This is a genomic window from Klebsiella sp. YJ, assembly GCF_002108615.1.
Lineage (GTDB): Bacteria > Pseudomonadota > Gammaproteobacteria > Enterobacterales > Enterobacteriaceae > Klebsiella > Klebsiella planticola.
Window position 1 is genome coordinate 1 of sequence record NZ_MTEG01000017.1, and the last position, 23608, is coordinate 23608.

Here is a 23608-nt window from a genome sequence, read left to right on the forward strand (position 1 = left end):
CCACCCCGTCAGTAGCTGAACAGGAGGGACAGCTGATAGAAACAGAAGCCACTGGAGCACCTCAAAAAAACCATCATACACTAAATCAGTAAGTTGGCAGCATCACCCATTTTCTCCAACGCCATCTTGCGTGCTTTCGCATCCGGAAAACACAGATGTATCGTCACTTTGGTTTATCCATCCACCACTGATCATGCCGGAGTTGGTGACGACGGTGTTCCTGAGCACACTTAAGTTGTATCGGATCAAGATGAACAATAGAACGAAGCAGTGAGAAATACAGGTTGTTCCCCATGGTAAGCTCCTAATCCCGGAATATCTGGAATTAAGTATAAATCTTGTTACCCATACGGTTCTGGAATATCGCCTATTGGATACATGACCCTGATTTGTGTAATAAGTACTAACTTCCGCTTCTCGCGCATAGCAGCCACTGGCCGTTACCGTAGACAGTTTTGTGCCATAAGAGGGGACATCTCGGACATTACGACAATGGTCATTTGATTCTGCAGTATTTTATTATTTATTAGTATGTTAGATAGTGGTTTGCGTGACTGGATAGGGTAGATATGTTGTCGGAGGAGAAGTTGCTTGCTAGTGATCCTATACGGCATATGAACTGGTTGAGGCCTAATCTGACAGTCAGTTCCGTGCCAGGAGCGGACGTCCCAAAAGAAAGGAGTAAGTATAAGGGGAACAAATCTTCATTAGCATAAACGAGGTTATTTTTTGAGACCGAATAGCTTAAAAGTATTTAGAAAAAAGGTAGTTTGGCACATTTCAAGAGTACGAGGTCAAGACTTTATGAATTTAATCCCGGCATATATTCCGGGATTAAAATGACATTTTTATTGAAAATAATAAATCCCTGTGACAATCAAAGATATTCTAAAAGCATTGTTTCAAGATGATTCTGGTCAATGGCGAACAGACGAATACCTTCGGCCAGTTTCTCGACTGCCATAGCATCCTGATTATGCTCCCAGTAAAACTCTGCTTCACTGATGGGATCACTTTTTAATTTCACTATGTTTTCATAGCTGAGCGGCGCGGGAATTGCTGCATCATGGTCCTGCAGTTTAGCTAACAATTGCGGCGAAACTGTCAGACGATCGCAACCGTTAAGCGCCAGCACTTGTTCCGGTGTGCGAAAGCTAGCCCCCATCACAACAGTTTTGTAGCCATTCATCTTATAGAATTGATAGATATTACGGACTGACTCCACCCCAGGATCGTTATCAACAGTGTAGAAGGTTCCTGGGTTATTCTTCTTATACCAGTCGTAAATACGTCCCACGAAAGGAGAAATTAAGAAAACTCCCGCATCAGCACAGGCACGTGCCTGTGCGAATGAGAAAAGCAATGTCAGATTACAGTTAATGCCCTCCTTTTCCAGCACCTCAGCTGCACGAATACCTTGCCAGGTGGCTGCGAGCTTAATGAGAACGCGGTCTTTACTAATGCCTTTTTCTTCGTACAGCGCGATAAGTTCCCGTGCTTTGATAATACTGGCTTCAGTATTAAACGATAATCGCGCATTGACCTCCGTTGAGATGCGGCCAGGCACACTTTTAAGAATTAACGCACCAATGCTGACGGCAAGATAGTCGGCTACGGTTGAAGGCAATAATTTTTTTCCGGCAAGACGGGATTTTAAGGTGGTGACGGCCTCTTTTATGAGGGCCTGATATTGCGAAAGCTGAGCCGCTTTATAAATAAGCGATGGGTTAGTAGTGGCATCCTCCGGCTGATAGGCAATAATACTGTCAATATCACCACTGTCAGCCACAATAATAGTGTGCTGCTTTAATTGTTCCAGCTGATTCATAACCTGTACCCGTTTTTATTTGGTTCGAGTAATAGCAAGGAGGGCCCTCTCCTTGCTATTGATATAATATTACTTGGCTTGCGCAACGCGAGTGGTTAAACCCGGCATATTGAAGCACTCAGCTTCATTCTGAATCATGTCTTTAATTTTGTTAACGACATAACGCTCAGGCTCGACACCAAATGATTTCAGGTTAGCGAACATAGTCTGCATCTCTTTCACTACTGCTGGTTTTTCATAGTTGTAGTGACCGCTAAGTTCAAGGATCTCTTTAAGCAATTCTGGCTCACCGAAGATTTGCTCTTCGGACTTATTTTTGTGTTCATCGGTCATCCATTTTTCCCACTTGTGGCTCAGCACACACTCACGGGTAAGGATGGTTTTCAAATCCGAAGCCGACTTGATAAAACCTTTGGCGGCGAGATCTTTCTCCACTTCTGCCAGTTTCAGGTAGGCACGAGTTTCAATGGTGCCATACGCTGGAGCGACGTTCATGGCAGTGATCCCAAGCCCCGGGTGTTTGAGCAGAATCTCATCCGGCAGGTAATCACCGTTATGTTCTTTTAGTCCAACGCCGTAACGGCTACTAATAGCTGAAAGCTCAGCCGATTGCGTGTCATTGAAATGGCCTACGTTTTTGGTTAAGCGTGTCAGGGTTCCGGTCTGGCCAACGATAAACAGCGGTTGCGGCAGACCTTCGCTATTCAGACGCGTGTTGAGTTCGATGATAAAACCTTCATAAGCGCTGATATCTGTCAGCCCGCCGTTGGTCTCTTCAGTCCCGACCTCGTAGAAAAACTCTTTCAGGTTGTTCTTCTTACGGTAATCTTCGCAGAAACGGATTAGCTCGACAGTGCGACTCAGAACCAGCTCGATATCAATAACTTTACCTACTACGTATGGGTCTTTGGTTGGGTCGATGTGCAATAGATCAAAGCCAGCATCCATATCAATCTGGTAAGAACGGCGCGCAAGTTCCATTGCCTGAGCTTCTGGAATATGGTCTTTGCGTTCTTTATCACGCTGCCATGGACCACCGTGGTCACGGCAGAGGAAGTAATCACCGTCGAAGCCCACTTTATCTGCCATCGCTTTCAGGTCTGCGGCGAAGCGGAACTGATCCCAATTATTGACGTAACCGGCACCGAACTCATCGGCATCGACCTGATTACGGCTGGCAATAAACATCAGTGGCAGATCTTTTTCTTTGCCTAATTCAAAACATGCCTGAATAAGCGCTGGAGACATTGGGCCAATACCCAGCATCGTGGACTTACCACCCTTAACGATATAATCAACGTACTGCTTCATGGTATTTTTCATGACAACTCCTTAGGCTTTATTCATATCTGAAGTGACAGTTTTTTTAGCGTCGGCTTTCTTCACCGGTTCGCTAATATTTGGACGCAAAATATGTAGACAGATGGCGGTAACAATGACACCGATGGCCATGTCGAGGACGTACCACAGCGGGGCCTTATTGACGCCAGCGATGGCAATTAATCCACCGTGCGGTACCATCGACTCCACGCCGTGAACCATCGCCAGGCCAGCACCGACGGCGCTGCCAATAATGATCGAAGGTAGAACGGTCTTGAGGTTTTTCACTGCGAAGGGAATCGCGCCTTCAGTTATACCGATAAGGCCCATAAAGGCGGCGGAGGTACCCATGCGTCTTTCATCCTCAGCCCATTTACGCTGAGAAATGAAGGTAGAGAGTGCGATGCCAAGCGGCGGAATCGCGCATGCAATACGGTAGGCACCGTTCGGGCCATAAATCCCTTCTGCCATCAGCGCCAGGGTGAAGGCAGTGGCGGTTTTGTTTACCGGTCCGCCCATATCGAAGGCCGCCATTGCGCCGAGAATCAGTCCCAGCACGATGCCGCTGCTGCCCTGCATATTGGAGAGCATGGAGACCAGCCATTTCATGGCAGCGCCAATTGGGCCAATCAGGACGTACAGGTAAAGCATACCGACGATGCAGGTTGAGACGATGGGGATAATCATGATTGGCATGACCGGCATCAGCGCTTTGCCAACCTTCCAGGTTTTAATCCATTTCGCAACGTAGCCACTGAGAATACCAAGCAACATCGCCCCGAGGAATCCTGTCACCACGTGCTCCGAACCGAGCGGTGTGCTGGCCATAAAGCCGGTGATCAGGCCCGGCGTCAGGCCCGGTTTACCGGCGATGGAGTAGGAGATATAGGCAGCCAACACGGGGATCATCATCGCCAGACCAGCGCTCCCGATAGCCCCCAGATTGAGTAAGAACGGGTTGGTGACAACCATACCTTTACCCGCGACCGGTTCACCACCAACCAATGACAGTGCCAGGCAAATCCCGCCGACCACCACCACCGGCATCATATAAGACACACCGGTGCTGAACGCTTTAATCAGCTCATCCTTAATGGCTTTCATTTTTTCCGACATTTTTATCCTCCCGGTTCCCGCTATTTTTATTGGGCCTGCGCCAGATTTAGGGTGTCGCAAAACCCCAGACAAAATGTCTGATAATGTAAATAACGGGCTCGCAGAAATTAAATTACGTTTTATTCCCCTTTCCGAATGCCGAAATAAATCCGGGAAAGGTCGCTTAAATTAACCCGCCAGCTTTTCCGCTTTATCGATAATCGCAGCCGGGTCTCGCACAACTTCCGCAGGGTTGAGCGAAATTACCAGCCCGGCATCTTCTTTTTCTTCAAAGCGTTCAACGCCTTCAATACCGATGGCTATGGCCAGAATCACGACATCAGCCTCAGCGATTTCGTCTTCGCTTAACTCGTTCTCAATGCCCATTCCGCCTTGGGTTTCGACCTTAACGTCATAGCCTCTTTTTTTACACTCCTGCTCAATTGCTTCCTGAGCCATGTAGGTATGAGCGACACCGGTAATGCATGCAGCAACTCCGACGATTTTCATGAGTAACTCCTGAGTTTTTATTTGGTTGTTTTGATACAAATTTATTTTTGACCGTAACGTTATACGTCTAATGTTTTGGCCATCAGGTTGTAGAGTACATCGACGCTATCAGCATTCTTTATTTCATTGCGAAAATCCTCTTTCATCAGTTTTCGGGCGAGCGTAGAAAAATATTTCATATGTTCATTAGAATCGGCTGATTTACTAACCGTCAGCATAAATATGGTTTCAACCTGCTGGTCGCCCCAGGTAATCGGTTCTTTAAGCGTGGCCATGCTGATGGTCGAATGATTAATGTGATCAGATTTGGTATGTGGGATGGCAAAGCCATATCCCACTGCAGTTGAGAAAGAATCTTCGCGAGCCCAGATATCGTCGCAAAGACTATCCCGTCTATCGGTACGATGATGTAACCAGAGGTTATCGGTCATCTTCTTAATAGCTTCGTTTTTATCGTGGGCTTCGAGATTAAACAGCACGAACTCTGGCGCCAGGATAAACTTTTGACTGACCGCTTTGACGTCCGGCATCTGAAGTGCATTTTTGACGGCAGATGAACGGATTAGCTTGAGAGAATGCTGGGCCAGTTGCTGACACTGAGCGAAGTTCAGCTCACGAAGCGCGTGCTTAACTCCCGGGATGGTGGTACCGCTCATACTAAGCTCATCAAAACCCATGCCCGTTAATAGTGGCAGGAAGTCTCTGCTGGCACCCAGTTCACCGCAGATACCAATCCATTTTCCGGCACGATGAACCTCGTCAACGGCGAACTGTAGAGCGCGCAAAAATGACGGTGAATAGTTGTCGTAAACATCTGCTACCTGCGTATTACCCCGGTCAGCGGCAAAAAAGTACTGGGTTAGGTCGTTACTACCGACGCTAAAGAAATCGGCATAGTCGGCCATTTCAGGAATAGCAAAAATGACCGATGGCACTTCCAGCATGACGCCAAGTGAAATGGCATCGTTGAAGGGGAGTGCTTCATCGCGCATCGTTTGTTTGACGGACTCCAGGACTTCGCGACACCAGACAATTTCTTCTACACTGGCAATCATCGGGATCATGATTTTGGCATTACCAATGGCGGAAGCGGTAAGAATAGCTTTCAACTGCATCGCAAAAAGGGCGCGGTAGTGTGGATAAGTACGCACAGCGCGGAATCCCAGAAACGGATTTTCTTCTTCATCAATGCCCAGGTAATCAACGGGTTTATCACCACCAATATCAAAGGTACGGAAAATCACCGGCTTATCGATGGCGCGTTCGATAACGCGAGTGTAGAGATCCGCCAGCTCTGCGTAAGTGGGCGGCGTATCACGATCCATAAAGGACATCTCAGTGCGAAACAGGCCGATACCTTCAGCCCCATTGCTAAATGCAGCATCAGCTTCTTCATAGCTGGCGATGTTGGCAGCAATTTCAAGACGATGCCCATCAGCAGTTGCTGCAGGCTGATGTACGTTTGCCAGCATCTGTTGCTGCATATTTTTTTGTACGGCGATTTCATTACGGTAGTAGCGCAGCACCTGCTCATCCGGAACAATAACCAGTATTGCCGGGTCACCATCAATAACGATATCCTGCAGAGGATCCAGATTCAGCGTTGTGAAGTCGATATCGGTCAGTGTCGGGATCCCCAGTGAGCGGGCAAGAATTGCGGTATGTGATGTTTTGCCTGTTGCGGAAAGAACCATCCCGGCAAGGTATTGTTTGTCAATACCAAGGAATTTACTTGGCGTCAGGCTGTCTGCAAAAATGATCGAAGGTGACTGTAATTCAAGACTGTTTACAGGTAATGCATCATCACCATAAAGTGTTGTCAGTAATTGACTCGTAATATCCAATACATCCAGCACTCTCTCTTTAATATATTTGCTGGATGAACTATTGAGTATTTCACAGAAGTCCATAGCAGCCAGAACGGTTGCTCGCCAGTTATTTTCACCATTCTCGATGAAGTGGTTTATGGCATCCTGGAATGTTGAGTCAGTAATAATGGATAAATGAGCCTGAATAATGTCATGCTCAACACCTACTCTGTTTTCCAGCGCACTCAGTTTAATCTGTTTTAGTGACTCCAGCCCCTCAGCCAGTAATTTTTTTTCAAGCGCAATATCATTAGTTTTCGTTGGTGCAAGTGCCATTATTTCATCGAAACTCAGGCTCTTTACAATTACCGGGCGTGCTATTGCCACGCCACCGCTGATCCGTGAGCCTTGTACAAAACTTACCTGAGTTTCTCGTAAAGAACGTGGCAGATAACCTGAGATATCAAGGGTTTCATCTTCTGACGTTACTTCATAGACAGGCAGATTTTTCAATAAGATAGAAAGCTTGTTGACTGCCTCGTTCGCATCTGAACCACTAACTAAAATTTCGCAATCGTCATTAAGTAACGTATCCGTTGCGACGAGAGAGAGCGCGCTTTTGGCGCTGCCCTGCAATCCGGTGCGAATGTTTTTCCAACACACATCAGCCTGGAAAGTATTACAAAGACGCTCGATATGCCCGGCTGGTCTGGCATGGATACCATCCTTGAGCTCACATTTATAGATAATTAGTTCCGACATAACCACTCCCAAACTTTAAACGAGTGCTGATTCATTTGGCTCAGCAGGTGATCCGGCATTTTATGGTTATATATTTGACTGTTGGTACTGCTATTTAAATAGAAAAAAAGTTACGTTCTCTAGAAATTAATGGCCTCATGAATTTTTTGTGACCACTATCATATAATTTTATCGAAGTCGCAAGATACGGGTGGCGAGTGACATAATTACTATATAAACCACTTTCTTTATATTTATTACTTACCGGGTAATGGATACAAATTAGGTATGTCTACCGTATTCAGAAGGTAAGTAAGATGCATTTTCGTGGACTGTTATTTGACCTTGACGGCACGCTGGTTAATTCACTGGATTTTGTTGAAGCATCATGGAGTGCATGGGCGAATCGAAAAGGCTTTAGTGCCCAGGCGGTACGACATTTCCTGCATGGTAAACCAGCGCTGAGTACGCTTCGTCATTTTATGTCTGAGGCCAGCGATGAGATTATTGAAGCGGAATTTCTTGAGCTTGAGGATTATGAAGCGCGTCATGTAAAAGGAATAACCCCTGTCGCTGGAGCCGTAGAGTTTATAAAACGGCTCAACGAAATTAACGTTCCATGGGGCATTGTTACCTCCGGTTCGTTAAAAGTTGCCTCCGCACGCATAAAACATGCGGGCATTCCTTTCCCTGAAATACTGGTTACCAGTGAGGACATTCATCTGGGAAAACCCGACCCAGAACCGTTTTTACTGGGTGCGCAGAGATTAAATATCCCTGCTACGCACTGCATTGCCTTCGAAGATTCCAATGCTGGTCTGCTTTCAGCCAGCGCGGCAGGAAGTGTGGTAATAGAAGTTTTAACACCACGATCCACCGTTCACGATTTTGATATTTTCTCCACTATCCCCGATTACAAGAACCTCGCTGTTAGCCACAAGCGCGGAGCCGATTTTTTCCTCAAGATTTAACATGGAGTATGCTATGACCTTAAGACAGACCCTGGCGAATGCGATTCGCTTTCTGAGTATTGATGCCGTTCAGCGCGCGAAATCTGGACACCCAGGGGCACCTATGGGTATGGCCGATATTGCAGAAGTACTGTGGCGAGATTTTCTTAACCATAATCCTGGTAATCCCAACTGGGCCAACCGTGACCGTTTCGTATTATCGAACGGCCACGGCTCAATGCTGATCTACAGCCTCTTACATCTGACGGGTTACGATCTGCCGCTCTCCGAGCTGAAAAATTTTCGTCAGCTGCACTCAAAAACACCGGGCCACCCGGAGGTGGGTTACACCGCGGGCGTTGAGACTACTACTGGCCCACTGGGACAGGGCATTGCGAATGCCGTGGGTATGGCGATTGCCGAGAAAACGCTGGCAGCCCAGTTTAACCGCCCCGGGCATTCTATTGTTGATCATTTCACTTATGTCTTTATGGGTGATGGTTGCATGATGGAAGGCATCTCTCATGAGGTTTGTTCTCTGGCGGGTACATTGCAACTGGGTAAACTGGTGGCTTTCTACGACGATAACGGCATCTCCATTGACGGTCACGTGGAGGGATGGTTTACCGATGATACGGCTAAACGTTTTGAAGCCTATGGATGGCATGTTGTGCGCGGCGTGGATGGTCATGATGCCGGGTCAATTAAGCATGCAGTTGAAGCCGCACAAGCAGTAACAGATAAACCCTCCTTGCTAATGTGCAAAACGGTCATTGGATTTGGGTCGCCAAATAAAGCCGGTACGCATGATGTTCATGGTGCACCGCTTGGTGAGGCAGAAGTTAATGCAACACGCGAGGCGTTAGGCTGGCAGCACGCCCCCTTTGAGATCCCTTCAGAAATTTATGCACAGTGGGATGCCAAAGAAGTGGGTCAGGCTAAAGAGTCTGCATGGCAAGCTAAATTTGCAGCTTACGCGCAGGAATTCCCGGAAAATGCCGCTGAGTTTAGCCGTCGCTTAAGCGGAGAACTACCTTCTGATTTTAACAGCAAGGCCCAGGTATTTATTGAACGTCTGCAGGCCAAGCCAGCAAAAATCGCCAGCCGAAAAGCCTCTCAAAATGCCATCGAAGCCTTTGGTCCATTGCTGCCTGAGTTCCTTGGCGGTTCCGCTGATTTAGCCCCAAGCAACCTGACGCTATGGTCAGGCTCAAAGGCAATCAACGAAGATTCTGCGGGCAACTATATCCATTACGGAGTACGCGAATTCGGTATGACCGCAATCGCCAATGGTATCGCTTTGCACGGCGGTTTCCTTCCTTACACTTCAACCTTTCTGATGTTTGTAGAATATGCCCGAAACGCGGTGCGCATGGCGGCGTTGATGAAGCAGCGTCATGTGATGGTCTACACCCATGATTCGATTGGTCTGGGGGAAGATGGTCCAACTCATCAGCCTGTAGAGCAGATTGCATCATTACGCCTTACGCCAAATTTAAGTGTATGGCGTCCGTGTGATCAGGTTGAATCTGCGGTGGCGTGGAAACAAGGTGTTGAACGCCAGAATGGCCCAACGGCACTGATTTTATCCCGTCAGAATTTGTCTCAACCGGAGAGGACCTGGCAGCAGGTTCAGGATATTGCACGCGGAGCTTATATCTTAAAATCCTGCGAAGGTGAGCCACAAATTATTCTGATAGCCACGGGGTCGGAAGTTGAGCTTGCTGTGGCAGCCTGGAGTCAGCTGACGGCTGAAGGTGTAAAAGTCCGTGTAGTATCAATGCCCAGCACTGACGTTTTTGACAAACAGGATGCTGCTTACCGGGAAGCAGTGTTGCCCAGGACCGTGACTGCAAGGGTGGCTATAGAAGCCGGTATTACTGACTACTGGTACAAATACACCGGTCTGAATGGCGCTATTGTAGGGATGAAAAGCTACGGTGAATCAGCCCCTGCCGGGCAGTTGTACGAAACGTTCGGTATTACGGTGGATACCATTCTGCGCCAGGCCAAATTACTACTGGCCTAACAAAGGTGGCCCCTTGATGCAGGGGCCTCATTCATAGAGGGGAAAATAATGTATAACGTTGACCTTCATCTGCATACCGTAGCGAGTACCCATGCCTACAGTACTGTCCATGATTATATTTCCGCCGCCGTGCGAAAAAATATTCGCCTAATCGCTATAACCGATCATGGGCCAGAAATGGCTGATGCTCCGCACGCTTTCCACTTTAATAATATGCGAATCCTGCCAAGAGTGGTTGATGGGGTGGGTATTTTACGCGGCATCGAAGCTAACATTAAAGGTAATGGTGAAACGGACTGCAGCGATAAAATGCGTGGCGCACTGGACCTTATCATTGCTGGATTCCACAAACAGGTTTTTGCCCCCGCCGATATTGTCACCAATACCGACGCACTGATTGCTACCATTGCCAGCGGAAAGGTGCATATAATTAGTCACCCCGGAAATCCTGAATATCCCATTGATATTTCTGCCGTTGTTTCAGCTGCTCATGAATACAATGTTGCTCTGGAAGTGAACAATGCTTCATTTGTGCTTTCGAGGAAAGGCAGTGAAGGAAACTGTCGGAAAATAATTACCGCCGTACGCGACGGCGGTGGCGTGATCTCACTGGGTACGGATTCACATAGCGCGTTCTCATTAGGCGATTTCAGCGCCTGTCAGCATCTTCTCACTGAAAGTGAATTTCCTGAGGCACAAATTCTGAATGTATCACCACGCCGGGTGCTGGAGTTTCTTGAGCAACGAGGCGGCGAAAGAATTGAAGAAATCTTCATGCTATTCTCTAGAGATCAATAACATTTCCCCGAGGCAAATTAAGTGACTTACGGATTGCGCTGATCACTTCTGAAGGCTTCAACAGAAGTGAGTTTATGCACACGTTGAGGACACGGCAGCCGCTAAAGCGTGTTGGATTATTGATGGTAATATCGGAGGCAATAATTGTAAGTTCGGCGTCAAAGATGTCCTTCTCGTTAAGCTCATTTTTTAGCCCCAGTACACCCTGAGTCTCGATCTTGATGGAAAAGCGATATGTTTTCGCCAGTTTTTCAAGTTGCTCGGCAGCCATGTAAGTATGCGCCACGCCGGTTGCGCAGGCCGTGACTGCGACGATATGCAGATTACGGTCACTGGAAAAGGGTTGTACTTCATCTTTCGCTGTACGTGTCATGATAAGCTTGCTCCCTTGTTCTTACGCCGGTACTCAAGTGGCGTGCAGTCATTGATATCCCGGAATACTTTGCAAAAATAATTAGTATCAGTGAATCCACACTTCTCTGACACCTCGTTAATCTTCATGGTGGTATTGATGAGTAGCGTTTTAGAACGTGAAATTCGGGCAAGCTTGAGATACTCGTTAAATTTCATATCTGACTCACGAGAAAACAAGCGGGATAAATAGCCTGGAGATATATTAAACGCATCGGCAACACTCTCACGGCTGATATCCATATGATAGTGACTATCGATATGGCTTTTGATTTCGTCGAGCAGTGAATAGGGCATTTTGTCAGCATTCATGCCTTCAATTACCTGATGGAGCAGGTCGTTGAGTAGTGCGTAAATAATATGGGAAAAGGTCTCACTGGTTTTATCCTGTGCCCACGCCATTGATTCTGCAAGTTCAAGGAGGCGATCACGCACGGTACTGCTTGAGTTTTGCAAATTGAACTTCTCAACTTCCTTAAAATGCGTACCATCCCAGTTACTGATACTAAAACCAACGTCCTGCTTCCAGAAAACAATCGACATACAAATTACCGGGCTTTCCCATTGTGGCGAGTTCCATCCATTAGCAGGAATGTAGGTAATGGTTCCTACAGCACGCTCACATTTGACAACTCTATCTGTGCCCTTTGGAAGTAACATGCTAAGCACTCCCTTCACCGTTAGCTCAATACGCGGTACATGGAGGTGATAAGCCATTGCGGGTGGTTGCGCATTACCATTAGCGACCAGCACGCTCTCCCTGGTTGAACATTGGGTGCTAAACTCGCTTATAATTGACTGAATAAATGCCGACATGGTTTTATATCCTTATCGCTATTCATGGTTTTTAATTACATTTTTCAGTACATTAACTGATATAGCGGTTGTCAGCGCTCCGGCAATGACCGAAGCGATGTAGCCAAGATGCTGGCTAATCACTGGAAGCACAATAAGTCCACCCCAGGGAGCTGCATTTGTGACACCAAACCATAATGAAAGGATGGCGGATACTGAGCTACCGAGCATAATTGCAGGGATAACACGTATCGGATCCGCCGCCGCGAAAGGAATTGCCCCCTCAGTAATCCCCATAAGCCCCATAATAACGGCCGGTTTTCCAGCTTCACGTTCTACATCGTTAAAGATCCCTTTGAATAAAAACGTCGCTAGTGCCATGCCTAATGGCGGCGTACACACAGCAGCCGCCACCGCAGCCATCAATTGTGGGTTGGTTGAGATAAGCGCCACGGCAAAGAAGAAGGCGGTTTTATTCATTGGGCCGCCCATATCAACCGCAATCATGCAGCCAAGGATACTGCCGAGAATAATAAAGGAGGTGCCTTGCATACCTGCCAGCCACACACTTAACCACCTCATCATCTCAGCGATGGGATCGCCAATGATGTAATAGACGGCCATCCCGGTGACGAACGTCCCAACGAGAGGAATAATGAAAATCGGTAGTACCATGCGCATGAAATTCGGGATTTTCATACGCGCAATTATTTCCAACAACAGCCAAACGGTCAGCCCGGCAATAATTCCGGCTAACATACCGCCAAGAAAACCCGCTCCCATCTGGTACGCCATCAAACCGCCAATAGCTCCAGGAGCAATACCTGGTTTATCTACCATCGACCAGGCGATAAATCCGGCAAGTATAGGAATAAACAGCGTCAGACCAGCCATTCCAATCTGCGACATGGCTTTCAAAAAACCACTATCCGGAATAGCGGCCTGCCCATTGAACATTACCGCCAGCGCTAACAATACTCCGCCGGCCACCACAAATGGCACCATATAAGAGACACCAGTCATAAAATGCCGTTTGGTATTTTTTAAAAATTTTAACATACCGGCCTCGTTGTAATATGTTGATATTCACAAACTTAAGGCACTGAATATCAGGTTGTAGAGTTCATCGGGTGTGGTGGTTGCTTTGGCTTTACTGACGAATTCATCATTCATAAGTATGCGCGCTAGCGTGGAGAAATAACGCATATGGTCATTTTCTGCGCCAGATTCGCTGATAGAAAGCATAAATACGGTATCCACTTGTACACCTCCCCAGGTAACGGGATTAACAAGTCTGGCTACGCTGATCGTCGAGACGTGCACAGCAGAGGTTCGGGCATGTGGGATAGCAAAGCCCGAACCGACAACGGTAGGAAAAGGGTTTTCGCGTGCCCAGATATCCTGATAGAGCTTATCCCTGGCGTCAGTACGCCGATGTAGCCACAGGTTGTCGACCATCTTTTTTATGACTTCATTTTTATCAGTGACATCTAATTTCCATTGGATCATCTCTGGCACGATCAATGGTTTATTTTTGGACAACTCAAGAACTTCCGGCGTTCGTTGGCGAACCTTCTGCTGTATATCAATTTCATCACGGTAATAGCGCAGAAGTTTCTCATTACCACCGTTAATAAGGATCCCGTGTTCACCATCAAGAATAAAAATTTGTGAGGGCTGTAGATTTACGGCAGACAGATCTATATCTGCGAGAGTGGGTATGTCGAGTGCTCGGGCGAGAATTGCTGTATGGGATGTACTCCCCGTCGAGGATAGCACCAGACCAGCAATATTTTCTCGGTTGAGAGCCAATAGTTGGCTTGGCGTCAGTGTACTTGCGAACACAATTGTAGGCTGGTCTAATTCAGTTTTGTTATGAAGGTATAAATATTCATCGTAAAGAGACTGTAATATTTGCAGAGTAATATCCAGAATATCCAGTGCGCGCTCCTGGATATAGTGGCTGGATGAACTTGAGAATAAATTGCTTACGTCAAGGGAAGTATTAACAACCGCGGACCATGCATTCATGCCTTGATGAATATAACTCTGTATAGCGTTGATGAATTCTCTATCTGTCATAAAAGCAAGGTGCGCTTCAATCAGGTCATGCTCAATACCCTGTGTAGCCTGCAATGCAGACTCTTTTTTCTGGCACAGTCCTGACATTCCCGCGTTAAGCCGCTGCAGCTCATCTTTTTGATTCGTAGTTTCTGAAGGAGCGTGACTCAGTAATTCGGTGAGGCTGATACCTTGCATATGTAAAGCAGGCGCAATGGCAATTCCAGCATTGATACGGGTACCCTGCAGATAGTCGGGCTGTAAGTGGGCTAAACAGCATGGAAGATCCCCTGACGCAGGTTCTTGTTCCATGGTGAAGTCCGGAAGCTGTTTAAGTAGGGTTGAAAGTGCAATAGAGGCTTTACGTTGATCCGGACCGTCCAACCTAATCCTGCAACAATCGCCTTGCAGAGTATCAGTTGCTATCAGCGAGAGCGCGCTTTTGGCACTGCCGACAAGCCCAGTTCGCATATTTTGCCACATGATTTCAGCATGATAACCATCGCATACACGAGCTATAAGCCCAGCAGGTCTGGCATGAATCCCCTCACTAAGCTCACATATGTATGAGATTTCATGCGCCATTTTAACTCCTGATGCGTTTGCATATCTTCGTACGAGCTAATGCGTGTGGGGGAAGATGTTCAGTTCGGATACATGTTATTTTTTACTGTTCATTCGCACCTTAAAATATAAAAATTGTCACCTTTACTATAAAATAGTTACTTTCTTACGAATTTGTGAAGTGTGTCGTATTTATGAATCCTGAATCGCCACGGCTTCGGTAGTCATACTTGAAATGGCAGATAAACGTTAATTTCCACTTTTTGCTCATTACGGCCACTGGCCGTTACCGTAGACGGCTTTGTGCCATAAGAGGGGACATCTCGGACATTACGACACGTTAGGTTAGATATCTAAAAGTGCATGGTTCGATTTACAGGGATGCTTACAAACCCACCGGCCAGTCCAGCCGCCAGGGTTGCCAGCGTCGAGACGGTCTGTTTCTGCGTTTCATCCAGCTCGCTGACCGTTTTACCGTACATCTGCGTGGCGATGATGCCGACGATTTCCGCCGTGGCAGCGCCAGCGGCACCGGCGAGGGCGTTCTGGTTCTGTGCGGCGGCAAGGGCGGCGTTGACCACCGCATGCGCAGCGACCTTACCCGCATCGTCCAGATTGCTGTAGTGGCCGATAACCTCCGCCACATACGGCGCGGCGCCGCCTGCCAGCGCGGCCTTATAGCCATCGGTGGCGGCCAGCTGCGCATTATATCGTTCCCAGGCCTCCTGGCTGGCGCCTTTCTCCGGCTCGGTGATCCCTTTCTTCGCCAGCTCGGCCTTACCTGCGTTGATGGCGCTAATCTGTCCCTCGGTGCGCGTAATATCCGCCACCTGATTACCAATCTCGCCAATCAGCTGGGTCTGCTGGCCCGGGTCGCGGACAATCAACGTGCCGTCAGAGACCGCCGAGTGGGTGGTGGTGGTGTCGTGGCCTTCGTTGTTCCCGCCGGTCAGCAGGCCGTTGGCCATGCTCCGCAGATCTGCCCCACATGGAGTTTAACTAAAAATGGCCTCTTAATTCTGTAGTATGTTTATTATTTATTAGTGTGTTAGTTAATAGAACGTGTAATAAGAGAGAAGGGGAGGCCGGTATGTCGTCTATGGTGAAGGGCTTCAGATAGCCTGATAAAATTAATGAACTGAACGAAGCCGAATCTGACAGTCGGCTCCGTGCCAGGAGCGGAAGTTGCGTCAGAAGATATTTATATAGTTATAAGAGTTAATAAAAGGGTTTAAGGAAGGGAAGTTCGGATATCGAAGTTGTTTAAGTTAGGGTTATTTTTAATTTTTACTCTCCAAAATGTACTTGCCGTTTTTGGGTTTTTCCATCAGTTTTAATGGCCAAACATATTAAATGGTTCTTCCTGGCTGAGGGTAACAAATCCCGACTAATGCTACTATCACTCTGATTCTCGTGGCTCGTAGCGTAGCGTCTCAATAATCAGGGACAGCGCTGGCAGAAGCTGGCGTTCGCTGGAATAGAAGATATGGAAACCAGGCTGTACAGGACACCACGTATCCAGGACCGTCTGTAGACGGCCACTCTCAAGCCAGGGGGTGGCAAGCATTTCAGGGATATAGGCCAGCCCATATCCGGCAAGTGCGGCATTAAGAGCCGCATAAACAGAATTAAAGATCAGCGGGCCTTCAACACGGCACGTCAGATGAATACCATTCTTCCTCAGTTCCCAGGCGTTAATCCCCTCTTTAAACGAAAAACGGGTGTTAATACATGAATGCTGGCTTAAATCATCAGGCGTCAGGGGAGTCGGGTTATGCCTGAGATATGCAGGAGAGGCGACAATCACGGTTTGCAGTTCGGGAGAAACAGGCACAGATGCCATATTTTTGCCTATCCGATCTCCCGGTCTGATACCGGCGTCAAAACGCTCGGCAATAATATCGGTCAGCGCAGGATCGTTAACGATCTCCAGTTTGACTTCCGGATATTTCAGCAACTCACCCGAAAGGCGGGGCCACACGAAAGCGTTAAAGGCAAAATCTGAAGCCGTTATTCTGACGGTCCCGGCGATCTTACTGCCCAGTTCACTCAATGAGGCCAGCTCATCCGCAATAGCCGCAAACCGGGGCGATACGCGTTCAAGTAACCGTTGGCCCGCCTCAGTGGGAGAAACACTGCGGGTGGTTCTGGTCAGCAGGCGTAATCCTAGTCGCTCTTCAAGTTGGCGGATCGCGTGGCTAAGCGCTGATTGTGAAACACCCAGTTCCGCCGCCGCACGGGTAAAACTGCGCGCGCGAGCGACGGTAATAAACGCCACAATGTCCCGGTAAATTTCATCAGCCATAGAATTTCACGTCTGTTTTTCCTGATAACGCAGGGCTTCGACCATCAACGTCATGGCCCGTGAATGCTGCCGTCGGTTGGGATAATAGAGATGGAGTCCAGGCCAGAGCGGGCACCACGCCTGAAGTACGGAAACCATCTGACCCGAATCAATATATGGTTGAACCATATCCAGCGGCAGGTAGGCAAGACCAAACCCCTCTTTCGCCACATCGAGGATGTCATAAGCGTTATTGCATATCACCGGGCCGATGACCCTGACATCGAAGGTACGCTTGCCATCCGTAAATTCCCAGTCATACAGACCACCATAGGTTGATGTCCGCAGCCGGATACACTGGTGCTGACTGAGTTCATCAGGCGTGTTGGGAACAGAATGCCGGGAAAAATAGTCGGCGGACCCCACAACGGTATTTTTTACATCGGGGCCAATACGTACGGAGATCATATCCTGCGCCAACTCCATGCCAAAACGTACCCCGGCATCATAGCCTCTGGCGGCGATATCCACGCTGGCGTATTCGCTGATAAGCTCAATAGTAATATCCGGATACTGCTTCAGGAAGGGGGAGAGTTTAGGCCATAAAACGGAGCGGATGGCGTAATCAATTGCTGTGATGCGCAGCGTCCCCGTCGGCGTGTCCCGGAGATCGTTGAGAGCATTAAGCTCATTGTTGATTAGCTGAAACTCAGGAACGAGGCGATCCACAAGGTGTTGTCCGGCCATCGTCAATGTAGCGCTGCGGGTGCTACGCAACAAAAATCCGTGTCAATGCGGTTTGCCCGGGGCTAATTTGGACGCCGATGTCGGAGCAAATGGTAGCCTCGGGCCAGAAGGAAGCGCTGGATGCGATGCTTAAGAGCGTGCCCATGCAGCGCCAGGGTAGAGCTGAGGAAATTGCTGATGTGGTGCTGTGGTTATCCAGCGATGCCTCTTCTTTTGTTACCGGACAGTCGATTTCTGTTGATGGCGGCTTAACCATGCGTTAATTCCAGACCACTCGTATGACTCAGAAACTTTTCGCTTCTGAGTCAAATACTCCTTCGACGCGAAATGCATGGTCCGCTCCGTGCCAATAGCGGACATTACGAACCCGGAATGTTAGCCTGCAATCTGAAACTCAGTGTAGGAGGTGTATTAATCGGATTGTACTTAAGGCTCGATACATATGATTGGCAGAATTTATCCATGCACTAAGGATGAGTCTTAACTCATACCCTTAGAGCGTTTAAAATCAACTTGAATGCAGGAAGAGCCTGCCTTCTACTTGGATAATAAAGATGGTAACCAGGAAATGTGGGTGACCAGTCCTCAAGTACAGGTATTAATTTTCCCTCTCTGATATATTTTTGCACCACATCCTCAGGAGCATACGCCAGCCCGTACCCTGCAAGCGCCGCCGATAACAGTTGAGGCGAAGTATTGAATATCATCTGGCCGGATACCTGAACTTTCAACTCCTGCCCGTCTTTCTCAAACTCCCAGGCGAACAGGCCTCCGTGTGTGGAAAGCCGCAAATTTGCGCAGTTGTGTGAAGTCAGATCTTGTGGCGTTTCTGGCTTAGGATGTCTGGAAAAGTAATCAGGAGAGCCAACAACGATCATGCGAAAATCAGGAGAGATACGCATGGCAATCATATCTTTGGCAATCTGATCCCCGACACGGACTCCCGCATCGAAACGACCGGTCACAATGTCGATCAATCCATAGTCTATGTTGATTTCAAGCGTGATATCCGGGTACTCCCTCAATAACGTTGAAAGCTTTGGCCAGAGTATAGTGGTTGCCGCATGGTCATGAGCGGTGATGCGTATCATGCCTCCTGGCTTCTCGCGCAGCTCTCCCAAAGAGGTAAGCTCGGTCTCAATCCCATCATAGTAGGGAGCAAGATTGGCAAGCAGTCGTTCTCCCGCCTCTGTTGGCACTGCCCCCCGGGTTGTCCGGGTCAGAAGACGTATCCCCAGCCTTTCCTCCAGACCTCGAATGCTATGACTGATTGCTGATTGTGAAACGCCCAGGTGCGCCGCGGCCCGCGTGAAGCTTTTTTCACGCGCTACCGTAATGAAAACAGCAAGATGATTGAAATCCGTATGATTCATTATTAGTTCCACTCATGTCGGTTATCTGATTATGCCACTTCAGTAATGACCAGTCATTCCTTAGAGTAGATGAACACCACCTAATCAAGCCGTGCTTGTGAGGTGTTCAATCCATAAACAGGAGACTCATTATGCAAAAGCGACAATTAGGTAACAGTGGCCTTGAAGTATCGGCAATTGGTCTGGGATGTATGGGACTGACCTTTGGCTACGGGCCTGCTACAGACAAAGCTGAAGCCATCAAACTTATCCGTGCAGCTTATGAGCGCGGCGTAACGCTGTTCGACACTGCAGAAGCGTATGGTCAGATCAATGAAGAAATGGTCGGGGAAGCTGTGGCACCGTTCCGTGACCAGATCGTTATCGCTACAAAATTCGGTTTCAAAGAGGGTAATGCAGCGGCGGGACTCGACAGTCGTCCTGAGCGTATTCGTACTGTCGTTGAACAGTCCCTTAAGCGGCTGAAAACGGATTACATCGATCTCTTTTACCAGCATCGTGTGGATCCAAACGTGCCAATGGAAGATGTCGCCGGAGCTGTACGCGACCTGATTCAGGAAGGAAAGGTGAAATATTTTGGGATGTGTGAGGCGGGCGTAAAAGCTATTCGTGACGCACATGCTGTTCAGCCGCTGTCCGCACTGCAGAGTGAATACTCTATGTTCACCCGTGAACCTGAAGACGTCATTATCCCGACGCTGGAAGAGCTGGGTATCGGCTTCATTCCTTTCAGCCCGCTGGGTAAAGGCTTTCTTACAGGAAAGATTGATGGTGCAACCACCTTTGCTGAAGGAGATGTCCGAAATAATCTGCCGCGTTTTGCTGACGAAGCCCGTCAGGCCAACCATAACCTTGTCGCCCTGATCGGTAAAGTTGCTGAGCGTAAACAAGCAACCCCGGCACAGATTGCTTTAGCCTGGTTGCTGGCTCAAAAACCATGGATTGCTCCGATCCCCGGCACCACAAAACTTCACCGTCTCGAAGAAAATGTAGGTGGGGCTGCAGTTGAACTCACGGCCGCAGACCTACAGGAAATTGCAGATGTGCTGGCAAAAGTTCCCGTCCAGGGCGAGCGTTATAACGCTGCAATGATGAAGTCCATTAACCGCTAAGCCTTGCTTCATTAACCGGCGACGTCATGTCGCCGGTATCCTCCCCCGTATTCATTCTCAGAGGACATCATCATGACGACCCAATCTCTTAAAGGCCGTATCGCACTGGTCACCGGCGGAACAACCGGCCTGGGTTTCGGTGCAGCGAAGCGACTGATTGAACACGGCGCAACAGTCTATATCACTGGCCGCCGACAGAACGTGCTGGACGAGGCAGTAACCAAACTGGGCAACTCCGCCAGAGCTATATGTGCGGATGTCTCAAGTAAAGAAGACATGCTGCGTGCGGCTGCCACCATTAAAGCCGAACAGGGGCATCTGGATATTTTGTTCGCTAATGCGGGTGGTGGCCACGCCACGCCACTCGAAGAACTGACCGAAGAACAGATCGACAGCGAACTGAGCATAAATGTTAAAGGTGTTGTACTCACTATGCAGAGCATGCTGGACGTGCTTCGTGACGGTTCCTCCGTAGTGCTGAATGCGTCGATTACTGCAGATATGGGGTTACCTGGATTTGCTGTTTATGCCGCGACCAAAGCGGCAGTGCGTTCACTGGCTCGCAGCTGGACCACGGATCTAAAAGGGCGAGATATCCGGGTCAATACCATAAGTCCCGGTGTAGTCCCGACCGAGGGTTACAGCAACGAACAGAAAATGAGTGACAACGATATTGCCTCATATGCTGAGCGAGTTTCCGCAGAAATACCGGCCGGGCGCGTGGGCACCGCGGCAGATATCGCGGATGCGTTGATTTTTCTGGTATCAGACTCGAGTACTTACATCCGTGGCATTGACCTGATAGTCGATGGCGGTATGACCCGTGTTTATGCCGGTAAGAACTGAGGAAATGACGATGCAGAAAATAAAATCGGAAGAACGCCACATCATCTGTGAACTGCGATGTGAACCTGAAAATCGTGAGCGCGTTAAAGAGCTGGTCCTGAAATTTGTTGAGCCTGCACGCCTTGAAGCCGGTTGCCTTTATTACGATTTTTATCAAAAAATCGATGAACCCGACACGTTTTATATTATTGACGGCTGGGTAAACCAGGATGCAGTAACCAGCCATGCGGAAAACCCGCATGTTGCAGAAGTTATGTCATACCTGCAACCGCTGCTGACATTCGGACCTTCTGTCAGTCTCATTACCCGTGTCAGTGACTGATAAGGGTAACCCCTCGCTTTCTTATTCATGGCATCACGTATGCTTCCTCTAAGCCACAACGCTAAAAAGGGACTCAAATGAATGGTATAAATCCTTATATTACGTTGAATAATGGTGTGAAAATGCCCGCTCTGGGATTGGGTGTTTATCAGGCCAAACCTGAAGAAACTACCGAGGCGGTGAAGAAGGCACTGGAAACCGGATATCGGCTTATCGATACCGCTGCGGCCTATTTTAATGAACGTGAAGTCGGCGCCGGGATCCGTCGGTCGGACGTAGACCGCGACGATATCTTTATTGAAACTAAATTGTGGATTTCCGACTATGGCTACGATTCTGCTCTTCGCGCCTTTGATGTCAGTCTGAATAAATTAGGCATTGAGCAACTGGACCTCTGGCTGCTTCATCAGCCTCTGGCATCAGAATTTGAAAAGACCATTCAGGCCTATAAGGCGGCTGAAAAGCTGCTGGCCGAGGGGCGCGTGCGTGCCATTGGTGTATCCAACCTCACGCCCACTGAACTCGACAGATTGATTACAGAGACCAGTGTTGTTCCTGCGGTGAATCAGATCCAGGTTCATCCATATTATTCACAGGCGGAATGGCGTGCGGCTAACGACCACTATGGCATTATCACACAATGCTGGTCACCACTGGGTGGGTCTTATACCTACAACAATGCGGAGAAAAATCCTTTCGAAGATAAGGTAATCACTGACATTGCCAGAAAATATTCGAAGACGCCGGCACAGGTTATTCTTCGATGGCATCTGGATCACGGATATTCCGCCATTCCTAAATCTGTAAAACCCCACCGAATTGTCGAAAACTTCGACGTGTTTGATTTCAGGCTCACGGCTAATGAAATTAAAGCTATTGATGCGCTTGAAACAGGCGTTCGTGGCGGCCCGGATCCCGACTCACTGGATCTGGCAACCTATGGTTTCCAGATCCCTGACTGATGATTTTCCAGTGTAATGACAAAGGTGCGTAAATGCGCCTTTGTCATGGTAGTGGGTGAGCGCTAAACCGCTGCGATGCAGGCGACCATCACACATTAACTTAGCTGATTAAAGGCCGGAAAACTGCTCCGCCTCAAAGGGATCATTCTATGAAAGTTACAGAGCTGACGAGTCGCCAGCAGGCGATCGCTCCAATTTCTGCATTCACTGCGTTGGGCGATAATCATAAACTGAGAGCCGCACTGGAAGCAGGCCTCCATGCTGGCCTGACTATTAACGACATAAAAGAAATACTGGTACAGCTTTATGCTTACCTTGGTTTTCCACGTGCGCTTAACGCACTTGGAACCTTTATGACCCTTGTGAATGAACGAAAAGAACAGGGTATAAATGATATTGCAGGTTCCGAAGCCAGCCCGCTGCCTGCTGGCCGATCCCTCCTTGAACTGGGCACATCTGTGCAGACCTACCTGATAGGTGTGCCAGCCAAAGGGCCTGTATTCGATTTTGCTCCTGCTATTGATACGTACCTGAAAGAACATCTGTTTGGTGACATTTTTGGACGTGACAACCTCAGTTATGAAGATCGTGAGATTGCCACCCTTGGCGCACTTGCAGGCCTGGAAGGCGTTGAGCCGCAGCTAATGTCCCATTTCAACATTTCTTTAAACATTGGTTTGACTGAAACGCAATTAAGAGGGGTGATCGTCGCCCTTGAAAATTCGGCCTGTCCGGTCGTCGCTCAACGTGCAACGTCAGCCCTTGAGAAGGTGCTGGCAGCCAGTAAGTAAAATCTATACAGCTTCTCTTTGTAGCGGACTAGCTGCGTAATGGCATGATTATAAAAAACAGTGAGGCCGATTTGATGGCTTTCGCGACTTGATCTCGTAAGCCCTGACTTAGAAGGAATACGGCAATAATCTGGAATGCGGGGTCCATGCCTTTAATGACTTAAAAATAAAGGCATGCCCTGACAAAGTTAGCAGGGCTTTCGATGCAATGTTCGCTTTTCGCTCATAGCTGCCCTTTAGGTTGCCGTTCACCTCGTTGCC

General features: G+C 48.3%; 22 protein-coding genes and 1 pseudogene. 9 read left to right on the forward strand and 14 right to left on the reverse strand.

The annotated features are described in order from the left end of the window. From BV390_RS31945 to ptsP, 6 genes are all read right to left on the reverse strand, one after another. A partial coding sequence (locus tag BV390_RS31945) for an IS1 family transposase (protein ID WP_165888145.1) occupies positions 1 to 52 on the reverse strand: 52 nt, incomplete at its 3' end. Between the two features lie 825 nt (positions 53 to 877). Then, complete coding sequence (tal, locus tag BV390_RS18070) at positions 878 to 1828, reverse strand: transaldolase (RefSeq protein WP_046852640.1); 951 nt, start codon at positions 1826 to 1828, stop codon at positions 878 to 880. Positions 1829 to 1897: 69 nt separating this feature from the next. Then, a complete protein-coding gene (locus BV390_RS18075) occupies positions 1898 to 3151 on the reverse strand; it encodes a class II D-tagatose-bisphosphate aldolase non-catalytic subunit (RefSeq protein ID WP_046852639.1) in 1254 nt (417 codons plus the stop codon). A 9-nt stretch (positions 3152 to 3160) separates the two neighbouring features. Further along, entirely contained in the window at positions 3161 to 4264 is a 1104-nt protein-coding gene (locus BV390_RS18080) for a PTS fructose transporter subunit IIC (protein ID WP_046852638.1), read from the reverse strand. A 168-nt stretch (positions 4265 to 4432) separates the two neighbouring features. Then, positions 4433 to 4753, reverse strand: a complete 321-nt coding sequence (locus tag BV390_RS18085) for a PTS fructose transporter subunit IIB (RefSeq protein ID WP_046852637.1) — start codon at positions 4751 to 4753, stop codon at positions 4433 to 4435. Positions 4754 to 4812: 59 nt separating this feature from the next. After that, positions 4813 to 7323 (reverse strand): phosphoenolpyruvate--protein phosphotransferase, encoded by a 2511-nt coding sequence (ptsP, locus tag BV390_RS18090; protein WP_085397173.1) that lies wholly within the window; start codon positions 7321 to 7323, stop codon positions 4813 to 4815. Positions 7324 to 7619: 296 nt separating this feature from the next. Here ptsP and BV390_RS18095 point away from each other — a divergent pair, with 296 nt between their 5' ends. From BV390_RS18095 to BV390_RS18105, 3 genes are read left to right on the forward strand one after another with little or no spacing between them, the layout of a single operon-like run. After that, the gene (locus tag BV390_RS18095; protein ID WP_064793396.1) at positions 7620 to 8273 is read left to right on the forward strand and encodes an HAD-IA family hydrolase; all 654 of its coding nucleotides are present in this window, start codon (positions 7620 to 7622) and stop codon (positions 8271 to 8273) included. 13 nt (positions 8274 to 8286) lie between these two features. Continuing rightward, entirely contained in the window at positions 8287 to 10281 is a 1995-nt protein-coding gene (tkt, locus tag BV390_RS18100; RefSeq protein WP_085397174.1) for a transketolase, read from the forward strand. A gap of 48 nt (positions 10282 to 10329) precedes the next feature. Beyond that, the gene (locus BV390_RS18105) at positions 10330 to 11079 is read left to right on the forward strand and encodes a phosphatase (protein WP_085397175.1); all 750 of its coding nucleotides are present in this window, start codon (positions 10330 to 10332) and stop codon (positions 11077 to 11079) included. Here BV390_RS18105 and BV390_RS18110 read toward each other — a convergent pair. The 7 genes and pseudogenes from BV390_RS18110 to BV390_RS18140 all read right to left on the reverse strand — a co-directional run bounded on the left by BV390_RS18110 (position 11066) and on the right by BV390_RS18140 (position 17971). Further along, entirely contained in the window at positions 11066 to 11452 is a 387-nt protein-coding gene (locus tag BV390_RS18110) for a fructose PTS transporter subunit IIB (RefSeq protein WP_046852632.1), read from the reverse strand. The two genes, BV390_RS18105 and BV390_RS18110, sit on opposite strands and share 14 nt — an antisense overlap. Further along, positions 11449 to 12306: a helix-turn-helix domain-containing protein gene (locus BV390_RS18115; protein WP_085397176.1), complete on the reverse strand. Its 858-nt coding sequence runs from the start codon at positions 12304 to 12306 to the stop codon at positions 11449 to 11451. The genes BV390_RS18110 and BV390_RS18115 overlap by 4 nt, the downstream gene beginning before the upstream one ends. Positions 12307 to 12324: 18 nt before the next feature. Next, the gene (locus tag BV390_RS18120; RefSeq protein WP_046852630.1) at positions 12325 to 13344 is read right to left on the reverse strand and encodes a PTS fructose transporter subunit IIC; all 1020 of its coding nucleotides are present in this window, start codon (positions 13342 to 13344) and stop codon (positions 12325 to 12327) included. A gap of 27 nt (positions 13345 to 13371) precedes the next feature. Next, a complete protein-coding gene (locus tag BV390_RS18125; RefSeq protein ID WP_085397177.1) occupies positions 13372 to 14931 on the reverse strand; it encodes a PTS sugar transporter subunit IIA in 1560 nt (519 codons plus the stop codon). Between the two features lie 365 nt (positions 14932 to 15296). Further along, positions 15297 to 15896 (reverse strand): annotated as a pseudogene (locus BV390_RS18130) (VENN motif pre-toxin domain-containing protein); the annotation flags it as partial. A gap of 413 nt (positions 15897 to 16309) precedes the next feature. After that, positions 16310 to 17215, reverse strand: a complete 906-nt coding sequence (locus BV390_RS18135; protein WP_085397179.1) for a LysR family transcriptional regulator — start codon at positions 17213 to 17215, stop codon at positions 16310 to 16312. A 6-nt stretch (positions 17216 to 17221) separates the two neighbouring features. Continuing rightward, on the reverse strand, positions 17222 to 17971 hold the full coding sequence (locus BV390_RS18140) for a LysR substrate-binding domain-containing protein (protein ID WP_227517240.1): 750 nt from the start codon (positions 17969 to 17971) through the stop codon (positions 17222 to 17224). Positions 17972 to 18018: 47 nt separating this feature from the next. Between BV390_RS18140 and BV390_RS18145 the strand changes: the two genes are divergently transcribed. Beyond that, positions 18019 to 18204, forward strand: coding sequence for an SDR family oxidoreductase (locus BV390_RS18145; protein WP_255380277.1), 186 nt, complete (start codon positions 18019 to 18021; stop codon positions 18202 to 18204). 222 nt (positions 18205 to 18426) lie between these two features. Here BV390_RS18145 and BV390_RS18150 read toward each other — a convergent pair whose 3' ends face one another. Continuing rightward, the gene (locus BV390_RS18150) at positions 18427 to 19314 is read right to left on the reverse strand and encodes a LysR family transcriptional regulator (RefSeq protein ID WP_034458343.1); all 888 of its coding nucleotides are present in this window, start codon (positions 19312 to 19314) and stop codon (positions 18427 to 18429) included. A 131-nt stretch (positions 19315 to 19445) separates the two neighbouring features. On the opposite strand from BV390_RS18150, the gene BV390_RS18155 reads away from it, so the two are divergent. The 5 genes from BV390_RS18155 (at position 19446) to BV390_RS18175 (ending at position 23347) form a co-directional block, all read left to right on the forward strand. Then, positions 19446 to 20426 carry an aldo/keto reductase gene (locus BV390_RS18155; RefSeq protein WP_064793398.1) on the forward strand — a complete coding sequence of 327 codons (981 nt, stop codon included), beginning with the start codon at positions 19446 to 19448 and terminating at the stop codon, positions 20424 to 20426. A gap of 72 nt (positions 20427 to 20498) precedes the next feature. Then, positions 20499 to 21272, forward strand: a complete 774-nt coding sequence (locus BV390_RS18160; RefSeq protein WP_085397182.1) for an SDR family oxidoreductase — start codon at positions 20499 to 20501, stop codon at positions 21270 to 21272. Between the two features lie 10 nt (positions 21273 to 21282). Further along, a complete protein-coding gene (locus BV390_RS18165; protein WP_034458338.1) occupies positions 21283 to 21594 on the forward strand; it encodes a putative quinol monooxygenase in 312 nt (103 codons plus the stop codon). Between the two features lie 77 nt (positions 21595 to 21671). Further along, positions 21672 to 22556 (forward strand): aldo/keto reductase, encoded by an 885-nt coding sequence (locus BV390_RS18170; protein WP_034458336.1) that lies wholly within the window; start codon positions 21672 to 21674, stop codon positions 22554 to 22556. 149 nt (positions 22557 to 22705) lie between these two features. Beyond that, positions 22706 to 23347, forward strand: a complete 642-nt coding sequence (locus tag BV390_RS18175) for a carboxymuconolactone decarboxylase family protein (RefSeq protein WP_053085176.1) — start codon at positions 22706 to 22708, stop codon at positions 23345 to 23347. Positions 23348 to 23608 lie beyond the last annotated feature (261 nt).